The following is a 25,124-nucleotide window of genomic DNA, read 5'->3' on the forward strand; positions in this document are numbered from 1 at the left end:
CAACATATAAACTGCTCATGGGCGACTATCCCTTCAAAAAGATGCACGGTCTGGGCAACGATTTCGTTGTCGTCGATATCCGCGCCGATCCCCTGGTCCTATCGCGCGACCGGGCACGGACGATTTGCGACCGCCGTCTCGGCGTCGGCTGCGACCAGTTGCTTGCCGTCGAACCGCCGGCCAACGGCCGGGCCGACGCGTTCATGCGCATCTACAACGCCGACGGCAGCGAGGCCGGCGCCTGCGGCAACGGCACCCGGTGCGTGGCCGATCTGCTGATGGCAGAGACTGATAAGGACGCGATTGCGATCGAAACCATTGCCGGCGTGCTGACCGCCGAGCGGTGCGGCGATGGCCGGGTCGCGGTCGACATGGGACCGGCAACGGCCGAGTGGCAGCTGATCCCGTTGGCCCGAGCGATGGATACCGACCATCTCGACCTGACATGCGGACCGCTCAGCGACCCGGTCGCGGTCAATGTCGGCAATCCGCACGCGGTTTTCTTCGTCGATGACGCGGCGGCGGTGCCGCTCGAGACGTTGGGCCCCGAGCTGGAGACCGATCCGCTGTTCCCCGATCGCGCGAATATTGGCGTGGTGCAGGTTCTGGGGCCCGACCGGCTGCGGTTTCGGGTCTGGGAACGGGGCGCCGGGATCACTCGTGCCTGCGGTTCCGGCGCCTGCGCGGCCGTGGTCGCGGCGGCGCGGCGCCACCTCATCGCCGGTCGCCGAGCCACCGTGGTTCTCGATGGCGGCGCGCTCGACATCGATTGGCGCGAGGACGGTCACGTCATCATGACCGGCCCGGTCGCCACCAGCTACCATGGCCGGTTCGCCGCGGATCTCCTGCAATGACCGCGCCACGCGTCATCACCTTCGGTTGCCGTCTCAACGCCTACGAATCGGAATTGATCGCCGGGTTGATCGGGGACAGCCCTTGCAACGATCTGGTCGTCGTCAACACCTGCGCGGTAACGGCGGAGGCCGAACGCCAAGCCCGCCAGACGATTCGCCGCGCCTGGCGCGAAAACCCGGCGGCGCGGATCGTCGTGACCGGATGCGCCGCGCAGATTGACCCCCACGCCTATGCCGCCATGGCGGAAGTCGATCAGGTCCTGGGCAACGAAGAAAAGCTTCGCGCCGAGAGTTATCTCGCCGCCGACCGTGTCATCGTCGGCGACATCATGACCGTGCGCGACACCGCGGAGCATCTCGTCGAAGGCTTCCACGGCCGCAGCCGGGCCTTCGTCCAGGTCCAGCAGGGCTGCGATCACCGCTGCACGTTCTGCATTATTCCCTTCGGTCGCGGCAACAATCGCAGCGTCCCGGTCGGCCGCATCGTCACCGAGGCGCGCACGCTGGTGGCGGCGGGGTACCGGGAAATCGTGCTGACCGGCGTCGACATCACCGGCTACGGAAGCGATCTGCCGGGCCGGCCGAGCCTGGGCCAGATGGCGCGGCGCCTGCTCAACCTGGTTCCGGAACTCGAACGCCTCCGGCTCAGCTCGCTGGATCCGGTCGAAATCGACGGCGACTTGTTCGCGCTGATCGCCGACGAGCCACGCCTGATGCCGCACCTGCATCTCAGCGTCCAGTCGGGCGACGATCTGATTCTCAAGCGCATGAAGCGGCGTCACCTGCGGCGCGACGTGATCGATGTCTGCGACCGGGCGCGGCGGGTGCGGCCGGACGTGGTGTTCGGCGCCGACATCATTGCCGGCTTTCCGACCGAGACCGAGGCCATGTTCGAACGGACATTGGACCTCGTCGTGCGCTGCGATCTGACATACCTGCACGTCTTTCCCTATTCGGCGCGGCGCGGAACGCCGGCCGCCCGGATGCCGCAGGTGCCGATGGCGATCCGCAGGGAACGGGCCGCGCGGCTGCGGCGCCTCGGGGATGAAACGCTTGGCCGTTTCCTCGACCGCCGCATCGGCGGCACGGCAACGGTCTTGGTCGAAAAACCGGATACCGGCCGCAGCGAGCATTTTGCCGTCGTGCAGTTCGACCGCCGGGCGATACCGGGGACGATCCGGTCGGTCCATATTTCCGGCGCGGAAAACGGCCACCTGGTGGGTACGCTCGCTGCATGAGCAGGGACGAATCGCCACCGGAGGGGAGCTGGCTGGCCCGCCTCAAATCCGGCCTCAAACGATCGACCACCAAACTGAGCGACGGCATCGGGTCGGCTTTGACCGGCCGCCGGCTTGACGACGATGCTCTCGAATCGCTCGAGGAGGCTTTGATCAGCGCCGACATCGGGCCGGCCATGGCGGCCCGCCTTACCGCGTCGCTGGCCAAGCAACGATTCGGGCGCGACATCACGCCGCGACAGGTCCGCGAGACCTTCGCCGGCGATATTGCCGCGCTTCTGGCCGACGTCTCCGTGCCGCTCGAATTCGAAGACAGCGATGGCCCGGTGGCCGTACTCGTGGTCGGGGTCAACGGATCCGGCAAGACAACGACCATCGGCAAGCTCGCCCATTGGTTGGATGGCCGCGGCAAGCGCGTCATGTTGTGCGCCGCCGATACCTTTCGTGCCGCCGCGATCGAGCAATTGCAGAGCTGGGGCGAGCGCAGCGGCGTACCGGTCGTCACCGGACGCCAAGGCGCCGACCCGGCCGGGCTGGCCTTCGACGCCCTCGAACGGGCGCGCCGGGAGAATATCGACGTGTTGCTGATCGACACCGCCGGCCGGCTTCACAACAAGGCCGGGCTGATGGCCGAGCTCGAAAAGATCAGCCGCGTGATCAAGAAGCTTGACCCATCCGCGCCGCACCATTGCCTCTTGGTCCTCGATGCGACGACGGGCCAGAACGCGTTGGCCCAGGTCGAGACCTTCCGCGAGGTGACGAACGTGACCGGTCTGATCGTTACGAAATTGGACGGCAGCGCGCGCGGCGGGATACTTGTCGCGCTCGCCGAACGGTTCGGCCTGCCGGTTCATGCGATCGGCGTCGGCGAAAGCGCGAAGGACCTGCGGCCTTTCGATGCGCACGAATTCGCCCACAATTTGCTCGACATCGAGCCCGGTGTCGATCCCGCGATCGCCTCGCGGTGATCGCGCATGCCCGGTTCGCCGACGCACCCAGCGGCACGGGACGGCACGGCCGCGCGGTACCGTATTTATGTGCAGCTCGACGGAAGACTGGGCAACCAGATGTTCCAATACGCCGCCGGCCGCGCCCTCGCCGACACGCGGAACGCAGCGCTTGTTCTCGTCAGCCCAAACACCGGTAACGGGAAAAAGCCGGGCTGCGCGCTCGACCCGTTCGAGCTTGGCGACGTTGAACTCGTCGGCCCACTGATTCCGGACGATCCGTGGCGACGCCGCATTCAGCGGATCACCGACAGATGGTTTCCCGCCCACAGCCGGCGCCTCGGGCTGCCGGTCATCCGGGAGGCCGATATCCGGTCGCCGGAACAATTTTTTGGCCTGTCCCGGAGCAGCTGTCTGGTCGGATTTTGGGAATCGCCGGGATATTTCGACCGCATCGCCGATCGCATCCGCGCCGACTTCGATCTCGGCCGTTTCGCCGCGGAAGCGCAAGCCGAGACCATGGCAACGATTTCGGCCCGACAGACGGTCGCCGTGCATGTTCGGCTCGGCGATCTCACCGACGCCAGCCGTCGCGACGGCAGTTTCGATTTCTGCCGGCGCGACTATTACGATCGCGCCCGTGCCCTGATCGACCGCTGCGGTGAAGATCTTCACTATCTGGTTTTCTCCGACGAGCCGGCCACCGCGCGCGCGATGCTTTCGGATTGGCGTAAATGCACGTTCGTCGAGGGAAACTCGCCCTACCAGGACATGATGCTGATGAGTCGATGCCGGCATTTCATCATCGCCAACAGCACGTTCGGCTGGTGGGGAGCGTGGCTGGGCGCCGGCGGCGAATCGATGGTCGTCGCGCCGCGATTGTGGCTGTCGCTCAACCTGTATCGTGCCAATCATCCGAACGATCTCTATCCGGAGGATTGGATCGTCGTTTAGACCTCGCGTCTTCCACAGCCGTCACGAGGGCCCTATGCTGGTCGCCGCGGAGAGGCATCACGGTTCCAAGATGTGTGACCGATGACGGCGAACGGTGCGGCGCCCTCGACGGCAGGGTCGGAGCGTCGACGTCATGTCTTTGCCAAGCTCGACGGACAGCTTGGCAACCAGATGCTGCAATACGCGGCCGGGCGGGCGCTCGCCGAGCACCTCACCGCCGACCTCGTACTGGTTACCCGGCAGCGCGACCAGGAGGGGCAATTAACGACCCACCTGGCACCGTTCGAAATCGACGGCTTCGAATTGATCGGGCCGGAGTTGCCGCGCACCTGGACCGGCAAGAAATGGCGCCGCATCAAGGAGCGATGGCTGGATCGGGATGACCGCCGCATGGGCGTGCCCATCGTGCGGGACGACCGTCTCCGGTCGATCGATGATTTCTTCACCATCACCGATGATTGCTATTTGGCCGGTTACTGGCAGTCGCCGGGCTTTTTCGAGCCGATCGCCGACCGCATCCGCGCTGAATTCGACCTCCGCCGCTTCGACCAGCCGCAATTGCGCGGCACCCATTCGCTCATCGATCCGGCGCGCACGGTCGCGGTTCATGTCCGGCTCGGAGATTTTGTGGGGAAAGCCGAGCGCAGCGATTGGTTCGATTATTGCCGCCGCGACTATTTCGATCGCGCCCGCAAGCTCCTCGATCGATCGCTTCCGGAGAAACACTACCTGGTTTTTTCCGACGATCCGTCGGCGGCGCGACGAATGTTGGAAGGGTGGTCCGACTGCACCTTTGTCGAGGGCAACTCGGCAACCGAGGATATGTTCCTGATCTCCCGCTGTCGGCACATCGTTATCGCCAACAGCACGTTCAGCTGGTGGGCGGCGTGGCTCGGCGCCCGACCCGACTCGCTCGTTATCGCGCCCCGACTGTGGCTCGGCACGCTTGGCCGCGGGCCTCATCCGCTTCCCGATCCCTTCCCGAAGGACTGGATCGTCATCTGAAAACACGGCGCCAACGCGCGCGCTGCCGGCTGCCGGCGGGCCCGTGATTCCGCGATCATCGAATGGCCCGGGAGCTCCCCGGTTGATCTGGCGCAACGCCGCGGCATCCGGCGGCTCATACCATGGCATTGGCATCGAAGGAGAATGCCGTGGGCGACTTGGAACTATACCAGCGCCTCATGGTCGCATTGGCGCTCGGCTTCCTGATCGGCTTCGAGAGGGGCTGGCATGCGCGTTCGGCGCCGGAAGGCGCGAGAATCGCCGGCGTCCGTACCTTCGCGATCACCGGTCTGCTCGGCGGGCTGTGCGGCCTACTGTCCTTGCAGCTCGGAGAAATCGTGTTGGCCGCCACCTTCATCGCCTATGCGGCGATACTGATCGCGGCCCGTTGGAGTCACGTCAGGCAAAGCGGCGACCAGGGCATAACCACCGTTGTCGCCGCGATGCTGACCTTTGTTCTCGGCGTGGTGGCGGTTCGGGGAGAGGTCGCGATCGCCGCCGCCGGCGCCGTCGCGGCGGCACTGCTGCTCGGCATCAAGCCGCCCTTGCATAAATGGCTGGAGCGCATCGAACGGGACGAAATGCTGGCGGTGTTGAAGCTGCTGGCGATGACCCTTGTATTGCTGCCGGTGCTGCCGGACCAGGGGTATGGACCCTGGCATGCGCTCAACCCCTACGAGCTGTGGCTGATGGTGATCCTCATCGCCGCGATCTCCTTCGTCGGCTATGCGGCGGTGCGAATCTTCGGCACCACCGGCGGCATGATCTTGGCCAGCGCGGCCGGGGGCCTGGTCTCCTCGACCGCGGTCACGCTGACGTTCGCGCGCCTGGCGCGGCGCAATCCCGAGGCCACGCCGTTGCTGTCCGCGTCGATCTTGATCGCCGGCGGAACGATGTTCCCCCGCACACTGCTCGTAGTCTGGATTATCGCACCCTCGATGGCCGGCTACCTGGCGCTTCCACTCGGGTTGGCGGGTATTGGCGCGTTCGCCGCCGCGTACATGTTATGGCGGCAGCAAGCGAAGCATCCGGAGACGCCGGCGCTAAAGCTGCGCAATCCATTCGAGTTCATGACCGCGCTCCAGTTCGGTGCCTTGCTGGCCGCCATCATGCTGTTGTCTCGCGCGCTTCAGGCATGGTGGGGTGACGAAGGCATCTATGTTCTTGCCGGGGCCTCCGGACTCGGCGACGTCGATGCGATCAACCTTTCTCTGTCCGGCATGGTGAAGGCCGCGGAACTCACTCCCGAAGTCGCGGCAACCGGGCTTCTCATAGCGGTTATCTCCAACACGCTGGTCAAAGGCGCGCTCGCAACGGTCCAGGGCACACGGCGCCTCGGCATTCGCGTGGCCGCGGGTCTTCTCGTGTCCGTCGCGGCGGGGGGCTTTGGTCTGCTGCTGATGGCGGCGCTTTAGCGCTAACCGCTGCTCACGCCAGTTTGGCGATCATGTCGACGAATTCCGCGACTGCGCGGCCGATCTCATGCGGCGAGTCTTCTTGGATGAAATGCTTGCCGGCAACCGTGATCTCGGTCTGGTTCGCCCAGCCACGGCAGATTTCCCGCTGCGGGCCGATCAGGATCGAGCCCGGCTCGGCATTGACGAAGAGTTTGGCAAACGGTGCCCCGGCCATGAAAGACTGATTGGCCGAAACCAGATCCGCCATCTCCGGCGGCTCGCCGTCGATCGGTATCTGCCGCGGCCAGGTTAGCGTCGGGCGGCGGCTCTCGCCCGGCTCGACGAATGGCGTGCGATAGACCGCCATCTCTTGTTCGGACAGATCGCGCAGCACACTGGCCGGCAGGATTCGTTCGACGAATACGTTTTTCTCGAGCACGAGCTCCTCGCCGGCCGGCGACCGCATCGCCTGAAATATGCCGCGCGCCGCTTCCGGCCAGCCGTCCCAGGTCAAGGGGGTGACGATGGTTTCCATATAGGCCATGCCGCGTACCTGGGCCGGATTGCGGCGCGCCCAATACATGCCCAGCGCCCCGCCCCAGTCGTGAACGACCAGGATAACGGGATCGGAGCCGACGACGTTCTCGAACCAGCCGTCGAGATACCGGGCATGATCGCGGAAGGCATAGCTGCCATCCGGGGCCCGGCCCGACCGGCCCATGCCGACGAGATCGGGGGCGAGACAGCGGGCGTGCGGCGCGACATGGGGAATCACGTTGCGCCACAGATAGGACGATGTCGGATTGCCGTGCAAGAAAACGACTGTGGGCGATTCCTGTCCGGTTTCGACATAGGAGATCTCGGAACCGGCGACGGCAACGGTGCGGCGCGGATGACCGTCCTCGGCGGATATGGTCGTGGTCAAGAGGACTCCTTCTTTGTTCGCGATCCCATTCTTCGGTATCACCGGACGCCACGACCATACATCCCGACGATCCTGTTGACCATTCGTGCGGTGCGGCGGATTGTCACGATTCCACAATATCCGTCTTGCCATCCCATGCCCTTCGATCTCGCCGTCCTCGTCCTCATTGCAGCGGCCATGCACGCGTCCTGGAATGCGTTGATCAAGGGCGGCCGCGATCCGCTCACGGTTCAGGTCATGATATTCGGCGTACCGGCCGTGATGGCGGTGCCGCTGATTCCAATTCTCCCCCTCCCCGACCCCGCGAGTTGGCCGTTCCTGGCCGCATCGACGGTCATTCACGTCGCCTATTACATCTCCCTCGCCGCCGGATACCGGGTCGGTGATCTAAGCCTTGTCTATCCGATCGCGCGTGGAATCGCGCCGGTCCTGGTGACCGTGCTGGCGCTGGCCTTTGAGGGCGAAGTGCCGACTCCCATCCAACTGGTCGGCGTCGCATTGGTTTCGCTTGGCATCATCAGCCTCGGCGCCCGTCGCGGCGGACCGCCGCGCCACCGCCACGCCATCTTCTTCGCCATCCTCACCGGCATCTGCATTTCCGCCTACACCGTATCGGACGGCATGGGCGTCCGCCGCACGGCGATTCCCCTGAGCTATATCGCGTGGCTGTTCTTGTTGCAGGGCTTCCTGTTCGCCACCATAACGGTCGCCTGGCGTGGCCGCGCGGTGCTCGAATCGATGCGGCTGGAGTGGCGGCGCGGCGTGTTCGGCGGCGTCATTTCGGCATTGAGTTACACGATCGTAATCTGGGTCATGAGCCTCGGCGCGCTGGCCCCGATCTCCGCCCTGCGCGAGACCAGCGTCATCATCGCCGCGCTGCTCGGCACCACACTCCTCGGCGAGCCCTTCGGCCGGGCCAGGTTCGTTGCCGCGATCGTCGTCTGCGCCGGCGCGGCGCTTCTCAGTCTGGCGGGCTAGCGTATCGGTGCGCTGGGCCCTATATAGGGCAGCATGAATCCGGTGCTCAAGATCGCCGTCGAAGCAGGCCCATTGGTGGTGTTCTTCGCGGCCTACGCCTGGGGCGACATCTTCGTCGCCACAGCGGCCTTCATGATCGCGGTCATTGTCGCGCTGTCGGTGTCGTGGCTCGTCCATCGCCGCATACCGATGGTGCCCTTGTTTACCGCGATCATCGTGATGGTCTTCGGTGGTCTGACCCTATGGTTCAACGACGAGACGTTCGTAAAGATGAAGCCGACGATCATCAATGCCGCCTTCGCGTTGGCGTTGTTGGCCGGGCTCATCTTCGACCGCCCGCTTCTCAAACCGTTGTTCGATTCGGTGTTCCAGGTCGACGACAAAGGGTGGCGGTTGCTGACCTGGCGCTGGGCCCTGTTCTTCGCTGCCATGGCGGTCCTCAACGAAATCGTCTGGCGAAGCTTTTCGACCGACGTCTGGGTCAGCGTCAAGGTGTTCGGCTACCTGCCACTGACCCTGATCTTCAGCGTCATGCAGATGCCGTTGATTCAGCGTCATGGCATCGCCGAGGAACCCGAGGCCGCAGACTAGTCAATCCTGGGCCATCGTCATCGCCTGTCCCGCCGGATTGCGATGCGGCGCGAAGTCGGTTTTGCCCCGCGTATCGGCGAAGTGATTGAGCGCCCATGTGACGCTGGGAAAGGCGAGTTCGTCCCACGGAATTTGTTCCCATGAAAACAGGGCGACCTCCTGGTTTTCTGGCCCGGCGGAAATATCCGGCGACAGTAGACGGGCGCGAAAGAAGAGCTGGATCTGACTGATGTGCGGAATATCGTAGAGCGCGATCAGCGCATCGATCTCGATACGCGCACGGGCCTCCTCCCACGCCTCGCGCTTCGCGCCGTCGGAAGAACTCTCATTAACCTCCAAATAGCCGGCCGGCAGCGTCCACTTGCCGATGCCAGGGGCGATCGCCCGCCGGCAGAGAAGGATTCGATCCTCCCACTCGACAACCGCGCCGGTAACGATCTTGGGGTTCTCATAGTGGATGAAGCCGCAATCGGGGCAGGTTAGCCGCTCCCGCTCGTCCCCCTCGGGAACGGTCAAGACGGTCGGCCCGGAAGGTTTTTGGCCTTTCATCCCTTTTCCCCGGCGATGGCGGCCGCCGGCGGCTGGCATTTCCATGATTTCGGCGTTCGCCGGCGCCATCCCGACGATAGGGCCATAATCGGACAACGCATAGAGAACTTGTTTCCGGCACCCGCACTATGGTTAACGCGGCTCGGGATACCGCGCGCCGGGCCGCACTTTGGTTAACTTTTTCGAAAGGCGTAAACGGAATAATAGAAACCGGAAGCGTAAGAGCGAAAGGGATGAAGCGATGACTATCGGCGCCGCCCCCGACATTCAACCGGACAAGCTGCTTGGATTGGCACGCACGCGATCGATCGCCTCGCGCGCGACCTTGGCGGCTTCGCTCAGCGATTTGTACTTCAACGGTTCATCGGATCGCAGCGATCGCGAAAAGGAGCTGATGGCAGAGGTGCTTCAGAACCTGATTCGCGACGTCGATACCTGTATGCGCGAGGTTCTCGTTCGGAACACGGCGCCGAGCCGCATTCCAGCCAGCGACATGGCCCGTGTTCTGGGCAGCGACAATGCCAACGAGGTCCACAAGACACTGCGTGAAAGTGGCAATCTTACCGACGACGACCTGGTCGCCGTCGCCCGCCGCCGATCCGATGACTACAGGCGCGCCATCGCGGAGCGGGATGGCCTAACCGAGCGGGTCACCGACGCGATCGTGGCCGTCGCCGACGACGCCGTCATCTTGCGCCTGGTCGCCAACCAAACGGCGGCGCTGTCCGTCGATGCCGTTGAGCTGCTGATCTCGCGCTCGGCCGATGCCCCCGCGCTTCAAGCCTTGCTTCTCGAGCGGCCCGAGCTGTCGTCGGAACAGATCAATCGCCTTGGTATGCCGCGGAGCGCCGCCGCTCCCCAGTCGGCCGCAGAGAGCGACGGCGAGGCCAAGCTTTCGTCGCTGCCAAAATGGTTGCGCCGCGGCATCGCCGAAGGAACCGCCTAAAGCGGAATCGCATCGGTCAGGAGTCCCGGTATAGAACCGCGACGCCCGGCAGTTCTTTGCCTTCCAGCCATTCCAAGAAAGCTCCGCCGGCGGTCGACACATAGCTGAATTCGTCGACCACCCCGGCATGGGAGAGCGCGGCCACGGTATCGCCGCCACCGGCAATCGAGCGCAAGCGGCCCGCCTGCGTGAGCCGCGCCACGGCCTGCGCAACCTCATTCGTGCCGGCATCGAAGGGCGGATGCTCGAAAGCCCCCAAGGGGCCATTCCACAGCACGGTCTTGCACGCGGCCATGGATTCACAAAGCGCCCGGGCGGATGCCGGTCCGATGTCGAGCATCATGTAATCGGGCGGGATCGCGGCGACCGGCACGACGCGATGGCCGACGCTATCCCCGAGACCGGTCGCGATGACGGCGTCGGCGGGGAGAACGAACTCGCAGCCGAGCTCATCGGCTTGAGCGAGAATTCGGCGCGCCTGATCCGCCATGTCCGGTTCGCACAGCGACCGCCCGACGTCGACGCCCAGGGCGTGAAGAAACGTGTTGGCCATGCCGCCGCCAACCGCCAGGCGGTCGACCTTGTCGATCAGATGGCCAAGGACGGAAAGCTTGGTCGACACCTTCGCGCCGCCGACGACGGCGGTCACCGGTCTTTCAGGGTCCTCGAGCGCGGCGGCCAGGGCATCCAGCTCCGCCTCCATGAGCAGGCCGGCGGCGGACGGCAAGATCGCGGCGATCGCGAAATTCGACGCGTGTGCCCGATGGGCGCACGAAAAAGCATCATCGACATAGAGATCGGCCAACGCCGCCAGCTCGGCGGCAAAGGCGGAATCGTTCGCTTCCTCGCCGGCGTGGAAACGCAGATTCTCGAGCAGCGCGATATCGCCGTCACCCAGCGCAGCGACCGCGTCCCGCGCCGACGGCCCGATACAATCCTCGGCAAAGCGCACACGCCGGCCCGACAACGCCTTCTCGAGGACAGGGACCAATGGGCGCAGCGACAGATCGGCGACAACACGGCCCCGTGGTCGGCCGAGATGCGACATCAAGACCACCCGCGCCCGCCGTGACAGCAGATTTTCCAATGTCGGCAACAGGCGCTCGATACGCGTCGCATCGGTGACCCGGCCATCCTGCATCGGAACGTTCAAGTCGCCGCGAACGAGAACGCGTTTCCCGGCGACGTCGAAATCGCCGATTTTCATGAGTCTTCGCACCTGACGTCGAACCCTGTGTGGGGCACGGTCGGTCCGGCCCGCGACAAAGACCCGACCGCCTGGCGGGCGGTCGGCGCTACAACTGCACTTACAATGATTTTGAAACGCGAACCGTCGCTCGTCGTCAAGATTATTGCGGCGGCGGCGTTGATTCCGACGGCGACGAAATTCCGAGCGTCGGCGTCAGCAGACCCATTGTCGCGAGGACGCGGTAAACGCCGAACTCGGTCGTAAAGTCCTCGGTGACCAACTGTGTCCGCGAGACGAAAAGCTCGTTTTGCACGTCGAGCAAATCCAGCAACGATCGGCGATTAACCTCGAACTGCTGAAAGTAGGCGTCGCGCACCTTGACGTTGGCCTCGACTTCTTCCCTGAGCGCAACGCCGGTCTCGCGAGACGCGAACAAGCCGTTCCAGGCGAGCCGGGTTTCCTCAGCGACATCGCGTCGGGAAACATCGAGTTCGCTTCGCGACTGGGCGAGGCGCTCCTTGCTCTCCTGCACCCGCGCGGCGTCGATGCCACCCCGGAAAATGTTGTAGGTCATCACCGCGTTGACCGAATAGTCGGTCGCGACGCCCGAAATACCGCCCTGGTCCTCCTCGCGGTTTGCCTCCGCCCGGAGATCCAAACGCGGCCAGAAATTGGATTCGGCGACGGTCACTTCCCCGCTCGCGCGTTCGATCTCGGCGGCGGCGACCTGAACGACCGGGCTATTCGCCAGCGCCGTTTCGACCGCCACGTCGATCGTTGGCGGCAATGCGTCCTCGGGCGGGTTGGGACGCAAAAGATTCTCCGGCATCGCGCCGACAACCGCGATGTAATTGGCCACCGAGTCTTCCTGGCGCCCTCTCGAGACCGCCAAGGATGCCTTGGCGGCACCGACACGGGCGACCGCCTGGTCGATGTCGGACCTCGGACCGGCACCGCTCTGGGCGCGGCGGGTGACCAAATCGAGCAGACTCTCGTGCTCGTCGACATTCTCTTGCGCGATGCCGACGATCTCGGTGGTCCGCTGGACATCGAGAAACACCTCGACTGCACGCAACGCGAGCACCTCGACGGTATCGAAAACACGGTAGGCGGCGGACCGCACGCGACCGATCTGCCGATCGACCTCGCCCTCGCGTCCGAACCCATCAAAGATCAACTGGTTGAAGATGGCGCCGACCTCGTTCGGAAACTTGTCGACATCAGTGCCGCCGGTAGCCACGTTGTTCGACACCTCGTAGCCGTACTCGCCGGCGATATCGATGCTGGGATAGTAGAGACCGCGGGCCGCGCGAAGCTCCTGGTCGATCGCGCGACGGTTGTCGCGAATCGCCGTGACCTCGGGGTTGGTCTGCAGCGTGGTAACGATCGCGTCTTCGAGCGTCACCGCCGGCGCGCCGGTCGTACTCGCGATAATTGTCGCGGCGGCGACAGCAACGGCAGAAATCTGAGCTCGTGGCGACATGGTTCCCCTCATTTGTCCACCCCTGGAATTACGCGCAGGTTAAGTTGCCTAATCCATTGTTTTTGTTGACGACAACGCTGGTAATGAACGCAGACAATGCTACTCTTCCCCAAGATCGACGAAAAATCAAGGCCACTCAGGCTCATACCGCGGATACGACCGCGATTCCTACCTGCGCGCATTCTTCGCCGTGCGCGATAATCCATCCAACCAGACCCGATAATCGCATAATTCCGATCCAATCCGAGAAAAGATTGTTGGATATGCCGTTATGAGAAAAGTAATCGTTGCGTGGTTAGGTGCGGTGGCGACCCAACTTGCGGTGGTGTGACGGGGCGCACTGGCAGGTGCCCGTTCTCGGCGCTACTATTTCGTGACTAACTCACTGGTAACCAATATGTTTCGGTAGCAGCCACATTTCGCCACTTTTGGCGAATATGAACTGCCTCGCCGGAGGCTTACGCGCCCGCTGTCGGCTGGGTTAAGAGGAGATCTCGTGTGGGCAAAAGATCCGACGAAAGTCGGAATCGCAATTTGCCGGAACCGCCACTCACGGAGGCGGTGAAGCCGGAGGCGTCGCCGACCGTTTTCGATGGTACGCATGCTGTGGTGCAACCTGGGCCCACACTGGCGAACATCGAGACCCTGCCGGCCGAGCAGGTGCCGAAGGGCCCGACGATTGACGACCCGCTCCTCGAGTGCCTGGTGATCCTGACCGCCCTGCTTGAGCGGCCCCATTCCGGTGAGGCTCTGCGGGCCGGCCTTCCGCTGGTCCACGACCGCTTGACACCGGACCTGTTCATCCGCGCCGCCGAGAGGGCTGGGCTTTCGTCCCGTCTCGTCCGCCGCAAGCTGGACGATATTTCCGTCCTGTCCTTGCCGTGCGTGCTGCTGATGAAAGGCGGGCGGGCCTGCGTATTGGCGCGCATCGAAAAGGGCGATACCGCAGTCGTGGTCATGCCGGAAAGCGGGCGCGGCGTGCGGGAGATTTCGTTCGACGATTTGAACGAGGAATTCGCCGGCTACGTGCTCTATGCGAAACCCGAGTATCAATACGACGCGCGGTCGAAAGAGACCGACATTCCACATTCGAAGGCGTGGTTCTGGGGCACGTTGTGGCGCTTCCGACGGATCTATTACCAGGTCATGCTGGCGGCATTGATGATCAACATCTTTGCAGTCGCGACGCCGATATTCGTCATGAGCGTCTATGACCGCGTGGTTCCAAACAACGCGATCGAAACGATGTGGGTCCTGGCGTTGGGCGTGATCACTGTATTCGTCTTTGAATTCATACTGAAGAATCTGAGAGGACATTTCGTCGATACCGCCGGCCGTCACGCCGATGTGATTCTGTCGTCGCGCATCTACGAGCAGTTGATGAACATCAAGCTGTCGTCGCGCCCGGCATCGGCAGGCGGCTTCGCCCAGCAGCTGCGCGAATTCGAAAGTCTTCGCGAGTTCTTCACCTCGGCCACGGTCGCGACCACGGTCGATCTGCCGTTTATCTTCATTTTCATCGCCATAATTTGGCTGCTCGGCGGGCCGGTCGGGTTGGTCCCGACGATCGCGGTTCCCGTCGTATTGATCGTCGGATTCCTGGTCCAGGGGCCGCTGGGCCGGCTGGTCGCGAACTCGTCCAAGGAAGCGGCGCAGCGTCACGCTCTATTGGTCGAAAGCATCGGCGGCCTCGAAACCGTCAAGAGCCTTGGCGCCGAAGGCCGGATGCAACGCAAATGGGAGCGCTTCGTCGGCGCCGCCGCGAAGTCCGGTGTCAGAGTCCGCGCGCTCACCTTCCTCGGCTTGCACTTCACCGGTTTCATCCATCATCTGACGATCATCGGCGTGGTCATATTCGGTGTGTACAGAATCACCGCCGGCGAGATGTCGATGGGCGCGCTGATCGCCTGCATGATCCTGGCCGGGCGAGCCATGGCGCCCTTGACCCAGGTCGCCTCACTGCTGTCGCGATACAATCAATCCATGGTCTCCCTTCGCACCCTGGATTCGATCATGCGGCTCCCGGTGGAGCGGGCGCGCGGGGCCGCCTTTCTCCATCGCCCGGTATTGTCCGGCGACATCGAGTTCAAGGACGTGGAGTTTCGCTATCCCGAACAGGCCATCGGCGCGCTGAACAAGGTGTCGTTCAAGATTTCGGCCGGCGAGCGCGTCGGGATCATCGGCAAGATCGGTTCCGGCAAGAGCACGCTCGAAAAGCTGATCCTCGGCCTCTACACACCCGATGAGGGAGCGGTCTGGGTCGATGGTGCCGACGTGCAACAGATCGACCCGGCGGACCTGCGGCAGAACATCGGCTATGCGGCGCAGGACATTTTCCTGTTTTTCGGATCGATCCGCGACAACATCGGCGTCGCCGCCCCCTACGCCGACGACTTCGCCATCCAGCGCGCGGCCCAGATCGCCGGCATCGACAGTTGGGTCAGCAAACACCCGATGGGATACGATTGGCCGGTCGGGGAGCGCGGCGAATTCCTTTCCGGTGGCCAGCGCCAAGCCGTGGCGGTGGCCCGCGCTCTGGTTCGCGACCCCAACATTCTGCTGATGGACGAACCGACCAGCAATATGGACAAGGGCTCCGAGGAGCAGTTCATCAACAAATTGGAATCGGTGCTCGAGGGCAAGACGATAATTCTGGTCACGCAACGCGTCTCCATGCTGCGCCTCGTCGATCGCCTGATCGTGCTCGACAGTGGCAAGGTGGTCGCCGACGGGCCACGCGACAAAGTGCTCGAGACGCTGTCTCGCGGACAGATCCGCGGCACCGCCGCCTAAGCGGGACTTTTTCATGGCCAAGAAGATCAAGCACCGCGAAGATATCGATCTGCTGCCGGACGTACAGTCGGCGATCCAGGGCATGACGTACCGTTATGCCACCATCATGTTGGTGTTCATCGCGATCTTCCTGACCACTTTCGTCGGCTGGGCCTACTACGCCAAGCTCGACGAGGTCACGCGCGGCGACGGCCGGGTCATCCCCTCGCGGTCGGTGCAGGTGATCCAAAATCTGGAAGGCGGGATCGTCGCCGAAATTCTGGTGCGCGACGGCGAGGTCGTCGACGCGGGCCAAGTTCTTTTGCGTATCGACAACACCGTTGCCGAATCCGACTTCCTCGAGAAGCGGGCCCAATATCTAAGCTATTTGGGTCAAGCGGCCCGCCTCAAGGCAGAATCCGAGGGTGCCGAGGCGCCGGATTTCCCGGCACAGGTCATCGAGGAAGCGCCGGGGGTCGTCGCCGACCAACTCGCCCTTTTTGAATCGCGCAAGCTGTCGATCGCGAACAAGGCCAAGATCTACCAGAACCAGGAAGAGCAGAAGCAATTGGAATTGCGCGAGCTGCAGTCGCGCGCCTCCATGCTGAATCGGTCCTACGGCCTCGTTCGCGAAGAACTCGACATCACCAAGCCCCTGCTCGCGGACGGTGCCGTATCGCGGGTTGACGTGCTTCAGTTGGAACGGCAGGCGAACGATTTGAGGACCGAATTGGAATCGGCGCGGCTCTCCATACCGAGACTGGAATCGGCATTGGCCGAGGCCAGTCAAAGAATCGAGGAGGTCGAGCTCGACGCGCGTGCCGAGGCACGGCTCGAGTTCACCAAGACCAATACCGCGCTGGCCGCGCTCCAGGAAATTTTGGTCGCCGAAAAGGACCGCGTCCTCCGTACCGAGGTGCGGGCGCCGCTGCGTGGTATCGTCAAGGATATCTCGGTTACCACCGTCGGCGGTGTTATCCAGCCGGGCGAGGATTTGGTCCAGATCGTCCCGCTCGAGGACACGCTTGTCGTCGAGGCCCATATCAAGCCCCACGATGTCGCCTTCCTGAGCCCGGGGCAGAAGGCGAAGGTCAAGATCAGCGCCTATGATTTTGCGATCTACGGCGGGCTCGACGCGATCGTCGAACACATCAGCGCCGACACGCTCGAATCGGAAGAAAACCCGCGCGAGGACTTCTACCTGATCCGACTGCGCACGGACCGGAATTACCTGGGCACGGAAGAAAACCCACTGCCGATAATCCCCGGGATGACCGCCACGGTCGATATCCTGACCGGCGAGAAGACGGTTCTCGCCTATTTGATGAAGCCGATCCTGCGCGCCCGCTACAACGCCCTCAGCGAACGTTAGATCACCTCGCGAAAGGTGATGGGCAGCGATCGCATGCCCCGGAAGACCAGCGAATCGATCCATTCCGGCGACCGGTCCCCGAGCGCCACTTGTTCGAGACGCCGAGCCAACGCGTGAAGCGCGTAGCGTCCCTCCAGTCTGGCGAGCGGGGCACCGAGACAGAAATGAATGCCGTAGCCAAAGGCAATATGATTGGCGGACTCGCGTCGGACATCGAACCGGTCAGGGTCGGTAAACACCGTGTCATCCCGATTGGCCGCGTTGATCATGAGATACAGGCGGTCACCGGCCGCGATGCGCCGTTCGCCGATTTCGAGGTCTTCCAAGGCGATGCGCACCATGGCCTGGGTCGGGCCATCGTAACGCAGCGCCTCCTCGACGGCGCCATCCAACGGCTCGGGCGACTGTCTCAACACCGCTAAGGATTCACCGTGCCGAAGCATCGCGTATAGTCCGTTGGCGATCAGATTGGTCGTCGTTTCATGGCCGGCGAACAGCAGCAACACGCAACAGGCGATGAGTTCGTCCTCGCCGAGAACATCGCCGCGATCCTCGGCCGCGATGAGGGCGCTGAGGATATCGTCCCGCGGCGCGCGACGGCGTTCGGCGATAATATCGTGGAAGTAATCGGCCATCGCGCCGGCGGCGGCCTCGGCGCGGGCATGTTTGTCCGGGCTCAGCAAATTGCTGCCGACGAAGGTCGCCAGCTCGTCGGACCAAGTCTTGAACAAATGCTGATCGTCGCTGGGCACGCCGATCATGTCGGCGATGACCGTAACCGGCAACGGGTAGGCGAAGTCGGCGATTAGGTTGGCCTCGGTGTTGCCGGCCATAGCGGTGATGAGGCGATCGACGATTGCGATGATGCGCGGCGTCAACCGTGCCACCGCCCGGGGCGTGAAGGCCTTGTTCATCAAGCCCCTGAGGCGCGTGTGCCGCGGCGGATCGGTGAACACCGCCCAGTTGCCGACGATCCGAGCCAGGGTCGGAACGGGACGGCCCGACGTCGTCATGTGGTGGAGAAAAGGCGTAATGCGGTCGGCCGACAGACGTTTGTCGTTGAGTGATTTCTTGACGTCATCATAGCGGGTCAGCACCCAGCCACCCAAGACATCGCTTCTGTGAACCGGGTCCTCCGATCGCAAGCGCGCGAAGATCGGGTACGGGTCGGCAATAATCTCCGGTCGCCGGGGGTCATAGGAAACGGTCATGCCATCCTCGACCGACTAACGTCGAAACAAATGAATGTCGCGCCCATATCTCATGCCTCGGCCTTCGTATCGGCGTAGTCGTCGGTCGCACCGGCCGGGTACCGCCGTCGTCGCAGCCACCAACGGTGAACCACCGCGACCGTAACCAGGTAGCTCAGCGTCCACGCGATCATCGCGTAGCGGCGGTTCGGTTCCCAGAAGAAAAGGACGCAGTGATTGGCGACCGCGGTCGCCGCCAGCAGCCGCACCGTCGGGGTCGACAGCCGCGGCACCGTCAACGCGGCGACGGCGCCAACGAAAGCGAGCGCGTTGAGGATGATGCCGTACCACGAATCGCTGGTGCCCGAGATATGGAGCCAGCGGAAGAGGTGGTTGCCGACCCGCGCCAAGTCTTCTCCCAAGAAATTGCCGGCGAAGACGTCGCCGATGGCGGCGAGGTAGAGCGCCGGCGGCGCATGGAGATTGGATTCATGCATCGCCGACGTCGTGGTTGGCACAAAAACGCCGCCAAAATAGAAATTATGAAACGGGGCCAACGCCAATGGCAGGAAGACGAGTGCCGCGGCGATGAGGCTTCCCCTTTGCGCGCGCGGCAATGAATAGAAAGTAGCCGACCAGGAATACGATGGTGCCGGGACCGAGGTTGGGGCGGATAAAGAGGGCCAGCGCGAGCAGCGCATTGGCCCACAAGGCCGATCTCAAGATGCCGTCAAAATCGCGGCCGGCGGCGTTCAGATAGATGACCAGCGCGAACAGGAAGGCGGCGTACGCGATGGCCTCGCCGAGCCCGCGTTGAAACAAGTCGATGTAGCTGAGAAAGGAAAAGCCGAACGGCGAGGAAATCGGAAAGACGAGAAATATCGCCGCCATGATCAGCGCCATCCGCACCGGAAGTACCGTCCGGAACAACAGATAGAACGCGGCCGGCACGGCCAGCACGATGGTTAGAAAGCCGAACGAGGTATCGCCGAAAAACACCGAACCGAGTGCCCGTACATAGCGCAGCCCCGGCATATGCCAGTAGACCGTTTCGTTGCCGCGCAGCGCCTCCCGCCAATCGCCGCGCACCGCCGCGTCGAGCACAATGTGTCCGTAGCCTTCGTGGGTCAGGCCGTCATTGCCGCCGGAATACGGCCACCACCCTCCGATCGCATTCCCGCCCAACAGCTCGAGTGTCACCACCAATCCCGCGCCGACGCCAACGACCATCGCCGTGCGGCGCCTCTCACCGGCGATTCTTAGGTCGAAGATCAAAAGAACAATACACAGCACGGCGACCGCTTTTGTCAGGTCTTCGACAACCGCGGACGACCACAACGCCGTCGACGGATCGAGGCGCATCGCCAGCGGCGGATCGTAGGAGACCGCAATCCCGTAAACCTGCCGCCCGGCGTCCGCGGCCGTGATCGCACGGCAATCCCATGCGCCGTTGGCCAACCGATCGAAGCCGCCGCCGGCGCCGGGCCAAAACACCACGCCGCGCCAGCACAACGCACTGCCGACGCTGGCGTCGGAGAGCTCGTACATGACGAAGAAGGGCATTTCCTTGCGTTTGACGTCGCTGCGACCGTCGTACCAGTTGTACATCTTCTCGTTGACGAACCCGCCGCGGAAGGATCGCAGACCGGCGAAATCGATGCGGTCGACGGTTCGCGAATAGGGCCGCCGGCCGCCATACCGAGTCGGCTGAAAACGCGAAGATTTCCGTCGGCCATTGGTTTTGGTGGCGCCAGCATCCGGCCTTTCGCGTGCACCATTTGTCGGGCGGATAACGCGCTTCGAAGGCGGTTTCCAATTCGGCGGCGACAACACCCGGAAGCGCCGCCCGAAAGATCGGCGCCTGATCGGTCTTGAGGTAGACGTTGTGCCCCTCCTCGATCGCCGCACGGGGCAAGCTATGCTGCGCGACAACCGCGGCCAGCACGATTGCGGCGGCAATGATCGGGCGTGCGACTTTCCGCGACGGTTCGCCGAAGGCGGCGCAGAACAGGCCGAGGACAAAGAGACAGTAGGTATAGCTATCGACAATCGGCAGCCCCAAGGCCGCCACGATCAAAATAACCGCAAACGTGCGCTGTATCATTCGGTCCCGCCCCAGGGTGCGCACGGGTTGCATACCCCCGGCGGCCAACGAAGCACAAGGCCATTTTGACCGCGGAAACCAATGCCGGGACTGGTCGGTTCGATTCGCGCCCGACCGCGACCAAGACCGGCTCGCGGCCTACCGCTTACGGCCGGTGTGCTGTCAGCAAATAGTGGGGATACCAGAGCGACCGATGATGCGACGGCGGGCTTACGTTCAATCCGCAGTCCGCGAGGATTGCGGCGATGTCCGCGGCCCGTCGCGGCTGCACCCATTCACGGCTCAGAACCAAATCGTGGATCTGATTGAGGGCGCTGCCCATTCTGCGGTCGGCGTCGATATCCATGACGATAAGCCGAGCACCCGGCCGCAAAGCCGACGCCAGGTCGCGGAGGAAGGCTTCCTGGCGCGCCGCCGCCACATGGTGCAGCACATCGATCAATGTGACGACATCGTAGTCGTCGAGGTCCGGCAATGCGTCGTCCGGTGCCGTCAGGCGAACTCGTACCCTGTCGTCCGCGCCGATCAGAGATCCGGCATTACTGACCGCGTCGGCCGAAATGTCGTAACCGTGGGCGGCTCGGCAGCGCCGGTATTCAAGCGCCAGATAAAGCAGGGTTCCGTTGCCGCAGCCGATATCGAACAGTCGTGCGCCGGTCGGAATTCGGGCGAGAACCTCGTGCAGCGGCACGACGAACGGGCGATAGCGGACTTTCAGGCGATCGAGCAAACCGAACGCGCCGATGCGGCCGCCGAGTTTGGCCGACAGGGCCTTCCTGGTCAGTGTCGATGACACGGCCGTTCCTCCGTCGCGCGAGCTTTTGGCGGACAAAGTGGAGACCGGCTCAAGCGTTCCGCGCGCCGATGTCGGCGACCCGGCGTATCGTTGTCCGACACTTTCGGTGGTTGACGTCACAGGTAGAACAGGACCGCGTAAGTCAAAACCCAGCACACCACGGACGTGCGGATCATCGGATCCTGGAGCACCAGTTCGGCTGGGGCATCGGGCGTCTCGGTCACGACGACCAATTGAAGATAACGGAACAATCCGAGCGCGACGAAGATCGCCGTCGCGATAAGATAAGGCGATCCGACCCGGGTCATGGCATAGCCCGAGACACAAAAGAGAACGTAGCTCAGCAGGGTCGTCGCGGCGGCGACGCCGAGCAGGAGGTCGAGGAAGGATTTGTTATAGGCCGACAGGACGGGGCGGCAAGCGGCGGCGCGGCCATCTCCGGCTTGCGCGAGGTCGGCGCGCCGCTTGCCGACGACGAGGAACAAGGCGAGCAGTGCCGTCATACTCAAAATCCAAGGCGACGCCGTAACGCCGATCGCCGCGCTGCCGGCCAACAAACGTAGAACGTAGCCGCTGGCGACGACGAACATCTCGATGAGCGCGACATGCTTGAGCCATATCGAATATGCGATATTGACGGCAATGTATGCGGCGGCGACCAGGGCGAATATCGGGCCCAGCCCGGAAACCAGCATCGCCACGCCGGCCGCCGACAGCAACCCGGCGAACAGTATCCAGGCCTGCCGAGGTGTCACCGCACCGGCGGCAATGGGCCGGCCTCGCTTGAGCGGGTGGTCACGATCGTCGGCGGCATCGTGGATATCGTTGAACACATAGACCGCGGCCGATATCAGCGTAAAGACAAGGGTGGCGACCACGGCCACCCAGACTTGGCCGACGATCAGGATTTGACCGGCGAAGAAGACCGGCGCCGCGACGAATCCGTTCTTGATCCACTGCCATGGCCGCGTCAGGGTCAGCAACGCGGCGGCGGTACGCCCGATATGCCGCGACGGAGCGGCGCCACCGCCGATGGTGCTTCGCGCTTTGGTCGCCGGGCTCAAGATTGGCCAATCGATGGCTACTCTAGGCGGGCGCATTGCTTGATGCTGGTCCATTGCCAATCGCACGCATCGTGGTGAATTTCCGCGATTTGAACCTAGCCACAAGAAGTTAACAATTTCGCTACGTAAAGGCGCCGGCGCCCAGGCCGGTCGCGGCTACGGTCGGCCTGCCGTTTTCGCCGCTTCACCCCTGGAAAATAAGGGCAATTCTCCCCATGTACGGAGCGCGGTCGGCCCCCCACGGGGCCGACATTGGTGTTGGCAGATGGCTCGCGGTTTGGCACAGTAGACATATCGCCGACCGAAAATGCGTTTGGTGCCGGCTATCGCCCCGGGCGACGGCCCAATAAGTGAGGTGTTCCAATGAGTAAGGCGGTTCGGTCTTTGGTGTTGAGTTGCTTGTTGGTGGCGCCTGTCGCTGCGACGGCCGAAGACGGCATCACCGAGATTCTGGAATATCGTGTCCTGCGCGACGGCGATCAGATCGGCAGCCATATTTTTACGATTTCCCAAGACCAGGACCAGACCAGGGTCAACGTCAAAACCGATATTGAGGTCCGGATCGCATTTATCACCGCATTCCGTTTCGAGCACGAACGCGACGAAGTGTGGCGGAATGGCAGTCTGGTCAGCATCGAATCGACGACCAACGATGACGGTGACGAATACACGATTAAGGGTTGGGCCACGGACGATGGTTTCTTGCGCAACGTCAATGGGCGTACCGATTCGTTCGACAACGGAACCGGCCTTGTCAGCTTCTGGGACCGCGACCTGATCCTCGCCAACAATTCCTATTTCAGCGGCGTGGTCGACGAGACCTACGATGTATCGATCTCGTCTCCGAGCGTCGAAACGCTGTGGATCGACGAACGCAGCTATGACGCCGAGCACTACCGGATGTCCGGCGATTTGGACTACGACCTGTGGTACGATTCCGAAGGGAGCCCATTGAAGATCTCGTTTGAAAAGCGCGGATCGAAGATCGATTGGATCCTGAAATAGCGCGGATGTTGCGACCGTGAAGGTCGTCTATCCCGAGGCGCAGGCGCTCCATCAGCCAGATTTCTATTACATCCGCGGCAACCGATCAGGCGCCCGTGAGGTGCCGGAAAGAGCCGAAGTGCTGTTGCGCGCGGCGCGCAGTGCCGGTCACGAGATCGTGGCGGCGGAGAGTTTCGGTGCGACGCCCCGTGAAGCGGTCCATGACCGGGATTATCTGGCGTTTCTCGAAACCGCGCACGAGAGGTGGCAGGCGTTGGAAAATGCCTCGCCCCAGATCATGCCGAGTATTCATCCGGTCCGCCACATGCAGGGCCGGCCGGCCCACATCGTCGGCCAGGTCGGCTGGTTCATCGCCGACACCTCCTGCCCGATCGGTCGCGGAACTTGGCAGGCCGCCTGCGCCAGCGCCGACGCGGCGATCCACGCGGCGCGGCTGGTTCAGGGCGGCGAACGCGCGGCCTACGCGCTGTCGAGGCCACCGGGGCATCATTGCTATTCCGACTTAGCCGGCGGCTTCTGTTACCTCAACAACATCGCGATCGCCGCCGAGGACATGCGGCGCGAATTCGATCGGCTCGCCATCATCGACATCGACGTCCATCACGGCAACGGCACCCAGGGCATTTTCTACCGCCGCGATGACGTCTTCTTCGCCTCTGTTCACGCCGACCCCAATGCCTTCTATCCCTTCTTCGCCGGCTATGCGTCGGAAACCGGCGACGGGCCCGGCAAGGGCACGACACTGAACAAGCCGTTGCCGCTGGGCAGCGGTGACGGCGACTTTATGGCCGCGGTCGATGAAATTCTCGCCGCGGTCCGTGAATTCGCGCCCGCCGCGGTCCTTGTATCGCTGGGTTTCGACGCCTCGGAGGACGACCCGTTCGCCGGACTCGCCGTGACGACCGCGGGTTTTGGGCAGGTCGGCACCGCCATCGCGCGACTTGGCCTGCCCCTGGTGCTGGTTCAGGAAGGCGGCTACCTCAGCCGGTCGCTCGGCGACAACCTGGTCAGCTTCATCGCCGGGGTTGATTCAGCGCTGTAAGGGGGCGGACCGGAATCGGCGATCGCATTTCCGGCGATTTCATTTATCAGCTTCTTGAGAACCGCGACTTCGAAATCCTCGAAGCGGTCGGCCGTCAGGGCGAAAGACCCGGTGCCGCCGATCACATTGTCGAGGTAGTAACGGTCGAGCAATTTGACGTCGCTCAAAATCGGCAGGCCGTTGATGACGATGCCGCTGGAGACGGCTTCGTCACGAGCCGCAACCGGGTGTTCGCCCTGATTTGAGCGGCCGTCGCCGGAGATGTCGATGGTCCAGCGCGGGCCGTCGAAAGGGTTATTGGGGAAAAGGCGAGTCGCATATCGAATCGCCGCGGCGATATCGGTTTGCCCGGTCAGGAACGTCCGCCTCGTGAGCGCGATTCTTTCGGCAAAACCAAGCGCGCTGGCCGCATCGTGCACACGGGTCCATTCCACCGCCACGCGCTGCTCACGGGCACCGGACCAATGGACCAACGCGACGGCGACGCCATCGGGCGCCGCTTCGAAAATCGTATCGATTAGCGTCTGGTTGCGGAACGCCGCCGCGTAGCCTTCCATTTGAAAGCGGTATTCGCGGTACGAAACGCTCGACGAAGTGTCGACGGCCAACACCAATTCCTGATCGACGCGCTGCGCCGCCAGGCTCGGCGAGACAAGCCAGAGAATGATCGGCGCAAGGACCGCCAACGCAATACCGGAACGCGAAATCATGGCCGCCGCAGGA

The 25,124-nt window shown here is 63.3% G+C and carries 23 protein-coding genes; 13 read left to right on the plus strand and 10 right to left on the minus strand.

The annotated features are described in order from the left end of the window. Positions 1-17: 17 nt before the first annotated feature. From GY791_14050 to GY791_14075, 6 genes are all read left to right on the plus strand, one after another. Positions 18-854 carry a diaminopimelate epimerase gene (locus GY791_14050; GenBank protein MCP4329545.1) on the plus strand — a complete coding sequence of 279 codons (837 nt, stop codon included), beginning with the start codon at positions 18-20 and terminating at the stop codon, positions 852-854. Beyond that, positions 851-2,092 carry a tRNA (N(6)-L-threonylcarbamoyladenosine(37)-C(2))-methylthiotransferase MtaB gene (gene mtaB / locus GY791_14055; protein MCP4329546.1) on the plus strand — a complete coding sequence of 414 codons (1,242 nt, stop codon included), beginning with the start codon at positions 851-853 and terminating at the stop codon, positions 2,090-2,092. The genes GY791_14050 and mtaB overlap by 4 nt, the downstream gene beginning before the upstream one ends. Beyond that, entirely contained in the window at positions 2,089-3,060 is a 972-nt protein-coding gene (gene ftsY / locus GY791_14060) for a signal recognition particle-docking protein FtsY (protein MCP4329547.1), read from the plus strand. The genes mtaB and ftsY overlap by 4 nt, the downstream gene beginning before the upstream one ends. A 6-nt stretch (positions 3,061-3,066) precedes the next feature. Next, positions 3,067-3,993, plus strand: coding sequence for an alpha-1,2-fucosyltransferase (locus tag GY791_14065; protein ID MCP4329548.1), 927 nt, complete (start codon positions 3,067-3,069; stop codon positions 3,991-3,993). A gap of 81 nt (positions 3,994-4,074) precedes the next feature. Further along, positions 4,075-4,998 (plus strand): alpha-1,2-fucosyltransferase, encoded by a 924-nt coding sequence (locus GY791_14070; GenBank protein MCP4329549.1) that lies wholly within the window; start codon positions 4,075-4,077, stop codon positions 4,996-4,998. A gap of 158 nt (positions 4,999-5,156) precedes the next feature. After that, complete coding sequence (locus GY791_14075) at positions 5,157-6,413, plus strand: MgtC/SapB family protein (protein MCP4329550.1); 1,257 nt, start codon at positions 5,157-5,159, stop codon at positions 6,411-6,413. Positions 6,414-6,426: 13 nt separating this feature from the next. Here the strand turns inward: GY791_14075 and GY791_14080 are convergent, their stop codons facing one another. After that, a complete protein-coding gene (locus GY791_14080) occupies positions 6,427-7,452 on the minus strand; it encodes a haloalkane dehalogenase (protein ID MCP4329551.1) in 1,026 nt (341 codons plus the stop codon). Positions 7,453-7,455: 3 nt separating this feature from the next. On the opposite strand from GY791_14080, the gene GY791_14085 reads away from it, so the two are divergent. After that, entirely contained in the window at positions 7,456-8,298 is an 843-nt protein-coding gene (locus tag GY791_14085; protein ID MCP4329552.1) for an EamA family transporter, read from the plus strand. Between the two features lie 33 nt (positions 8,299-8,331). Further along, the gene (locus tag GY791_14090; GenBank protein MCP4329553.1) at positions 8,332-8,889 is read left to right on the plus strand and encodes a septation protein A; all 558 of its coding nucleotides are present in this window, start codon (positions 8,332-8,334) and stop codon (positions 8,887-8,889) included. Here GY791_14090 and GY791_14095 read toward each other — a convergent pair whose 3' ends face one another. Beyond that, positions 8,890-9,438 (minus strand): NUDIX hydrolase, encoded by a 549-nt coding sequence (locus GY791_14095; protein ID MCP4329554.1) that lies wholly within the window; start codon positions 9,436-9,438, stop codon positions 8,890-8,892. A gap of 241 nt (positions 9,439-9,679) precedes the next feature. On the opposite strand from GY791_14095, the gene GY791_14100 reads away from it, so the two are divergent. Continuing rightward, positions 9,680-10,384 (plus strand): DUF2336 domain-containing protein, encoded by a 705-nt coding sequence (locus tag GY791_14100; protein ID MCP4329555.1) that lies wholly within the window; start codon positions 9,680-9,682, stop codon positions 10,382-10,384. A 16-nt stretch (positions 10,385-10,400) separates the two neighbouring features. Here the strand turns inward: GY791_14100 and GY791_14105 are convergent, their stop codons facing one another. Next, entirely contained in the window at positions 10,401-11,591 is a 1,191-nt protein-coding gene (locus GY791_14105; protein ID MCP4329556.1) for a phosphoglycerate kinase, read from the minus strand. Positions 11,592-11,733: 142 nt separating this feature from the next. After that, positions 11,734-13,056: a TolC family outer membrane protein gene (locus tag GY791_14110; GenBank protein ID MCP4329557.1), complete on the minus strand. Its 1,323-nt coding sequence runs from the start codon at positions 13,054-13,056 to the stop codon at positions 11,734-11,736. Positions 13,057-13,683: 627 nt separating this feature from the next. Here GY791_14110 and GY791_14115 point away from each other — a divergent pair. Together GY791_14115 and GY791_14120 are read left to right on the plus strand one after the other, a co-directional pair. After that, positions 13,684-15,849 (plus strand): type I secretion system permease/ATPase, encoded by a 2,166-nt coding sequence (locus tag GY791_14115; GenBank protein ID MCP4329558.1) that lies wholly within the window; start codon positions 13,684-13,686, stop codon positions 15,847-15,849. Positions 15,850-15,862: 13 nt separating this feature from the next. Beyond that, a complete protein-coding gene (locus GY791_14120) occupies positions 15,863-17,200 on the plus strand; it encodes an HlyD family type I secretion periplasmic adaptor subunit (GenBank protein MCP4329559.1) in 1,338 nt (445 codons plus the stop codon). Here GY791_14120 and GY791_14125 read toward each other — a convergent pair. From GY791_14125 to GY791_14145, 5 genes are all read right to left on the minus strand, one after another. After that, positions 17,197-18,411: a cytochrome P450 gene (locus GY791_14125; protein ID MCP4329560.1), complete on the minus strand. Its 1,215-nt coding sequence runs from the start codon at positions 18,409-18,411 to the stop codon at positions 17,197-17,199. The two genes, GY791_14120 and GY791_14125, sit on opposite strands and share 4 nt — an antisense overlap. 50 nt (positions 18,412-18,461) lie before the next feature. After that, a complete protein-coding gene (locus GY791_14130; protein MCP4329561.1) occupies positions 18,462-18,887 on the minus strand; it encodes a hypothetical protein in 426 nt (141 codons plus the stop codon). 43 nt (positions 18,888-18,930) lie between these two features. Next, complete coding sequence (locus GY791_14135; protein ID MCP4329562.1) at positions 18,931-19,998, minus strand: hypothetical protein; 1,068 nt, start codon at positions 19,996-19,998, stop codon at positions 18,931-18,933. A gap of 641 nt (positions 19,999-20,639) precedes the next feature. Next, entirely contained in the window at positions 20,640-21,290 is a 651-nt protein-coding gene (locus GY791_14140; protein MCP4329563.1) for a class I SAM-dependent methyltransferase, read from the minus strand. A gap of 116 nt (positions 21,291-21,406) precedes the next feature. Then, positions 21,407-22,354 (minus strand): UbiA prenyltransferase family protein, encoded by a 948-nt coding sequence (locus GY791_14145; GenBank protein ID MCP4329564.1) that lies wholly within the window; start codon positions 22,352-22,354, stop codon positions 21,407-21,409. A 363-nt stretch (positions 22,355-22,717) separates the two neighbouring features. Here GY791_14145 and GY791_14150 point away from each other — a divergent pair, with 363 nt between their 5' ends. Then, a complete protein-coding gene (locus GY791_14150) occupies positions 22,718-23,359 on the plus strand; it encodes a hypothetical protein (GenBank protein ID MCP4329565.1) in 642 nt (213 codons plus the stop codon). A gap of 16 nt (positions 23,360-23,375) precedes the next feature. Further along, positions 23,376-24,401 carry a histone deacetylase family protein gene (locus tag GY791_14155; GenBank protein MCP4329566.1) on the plus strand — a complete coding sequence of 342 codons (1,026 nt, stop codon included), beginning with the start codon at positions 23,376-23,378 and terminating at the stop codon, positions 24,399-24,401. Here the strand turns inward: GY791_14155 and GY791_14160 are convergent. Continuing rightward, the gene (locus GY791_14160; GenBank protein ID MCP4329567.1) at positions 24,335-25,111 is read right to left on the minus strand and encodes a DUF1194 domain-containing protein; all 777 of its coding nucleotides are present in this window, start codon (positions 25,109-25,111) and stop codon (positions 24,335-24,337) included. The two genes, GY791_14155 and GY791_14160, sit on opposite strands and share 67 nt — an antisense overlap. Between the last annotated feature and the right edge of the window lie 13 nt (positions 25,112-25,124).

This window comes from Alphaproteobacteria bacterium (genome assembly GCA_024244705.1).
Taxonomy (GTDB): Bacteria; Pseudomonadota; Alphaproteobacteria; order JAAEOK01; family JAAEOK01; genus JAAEOK01.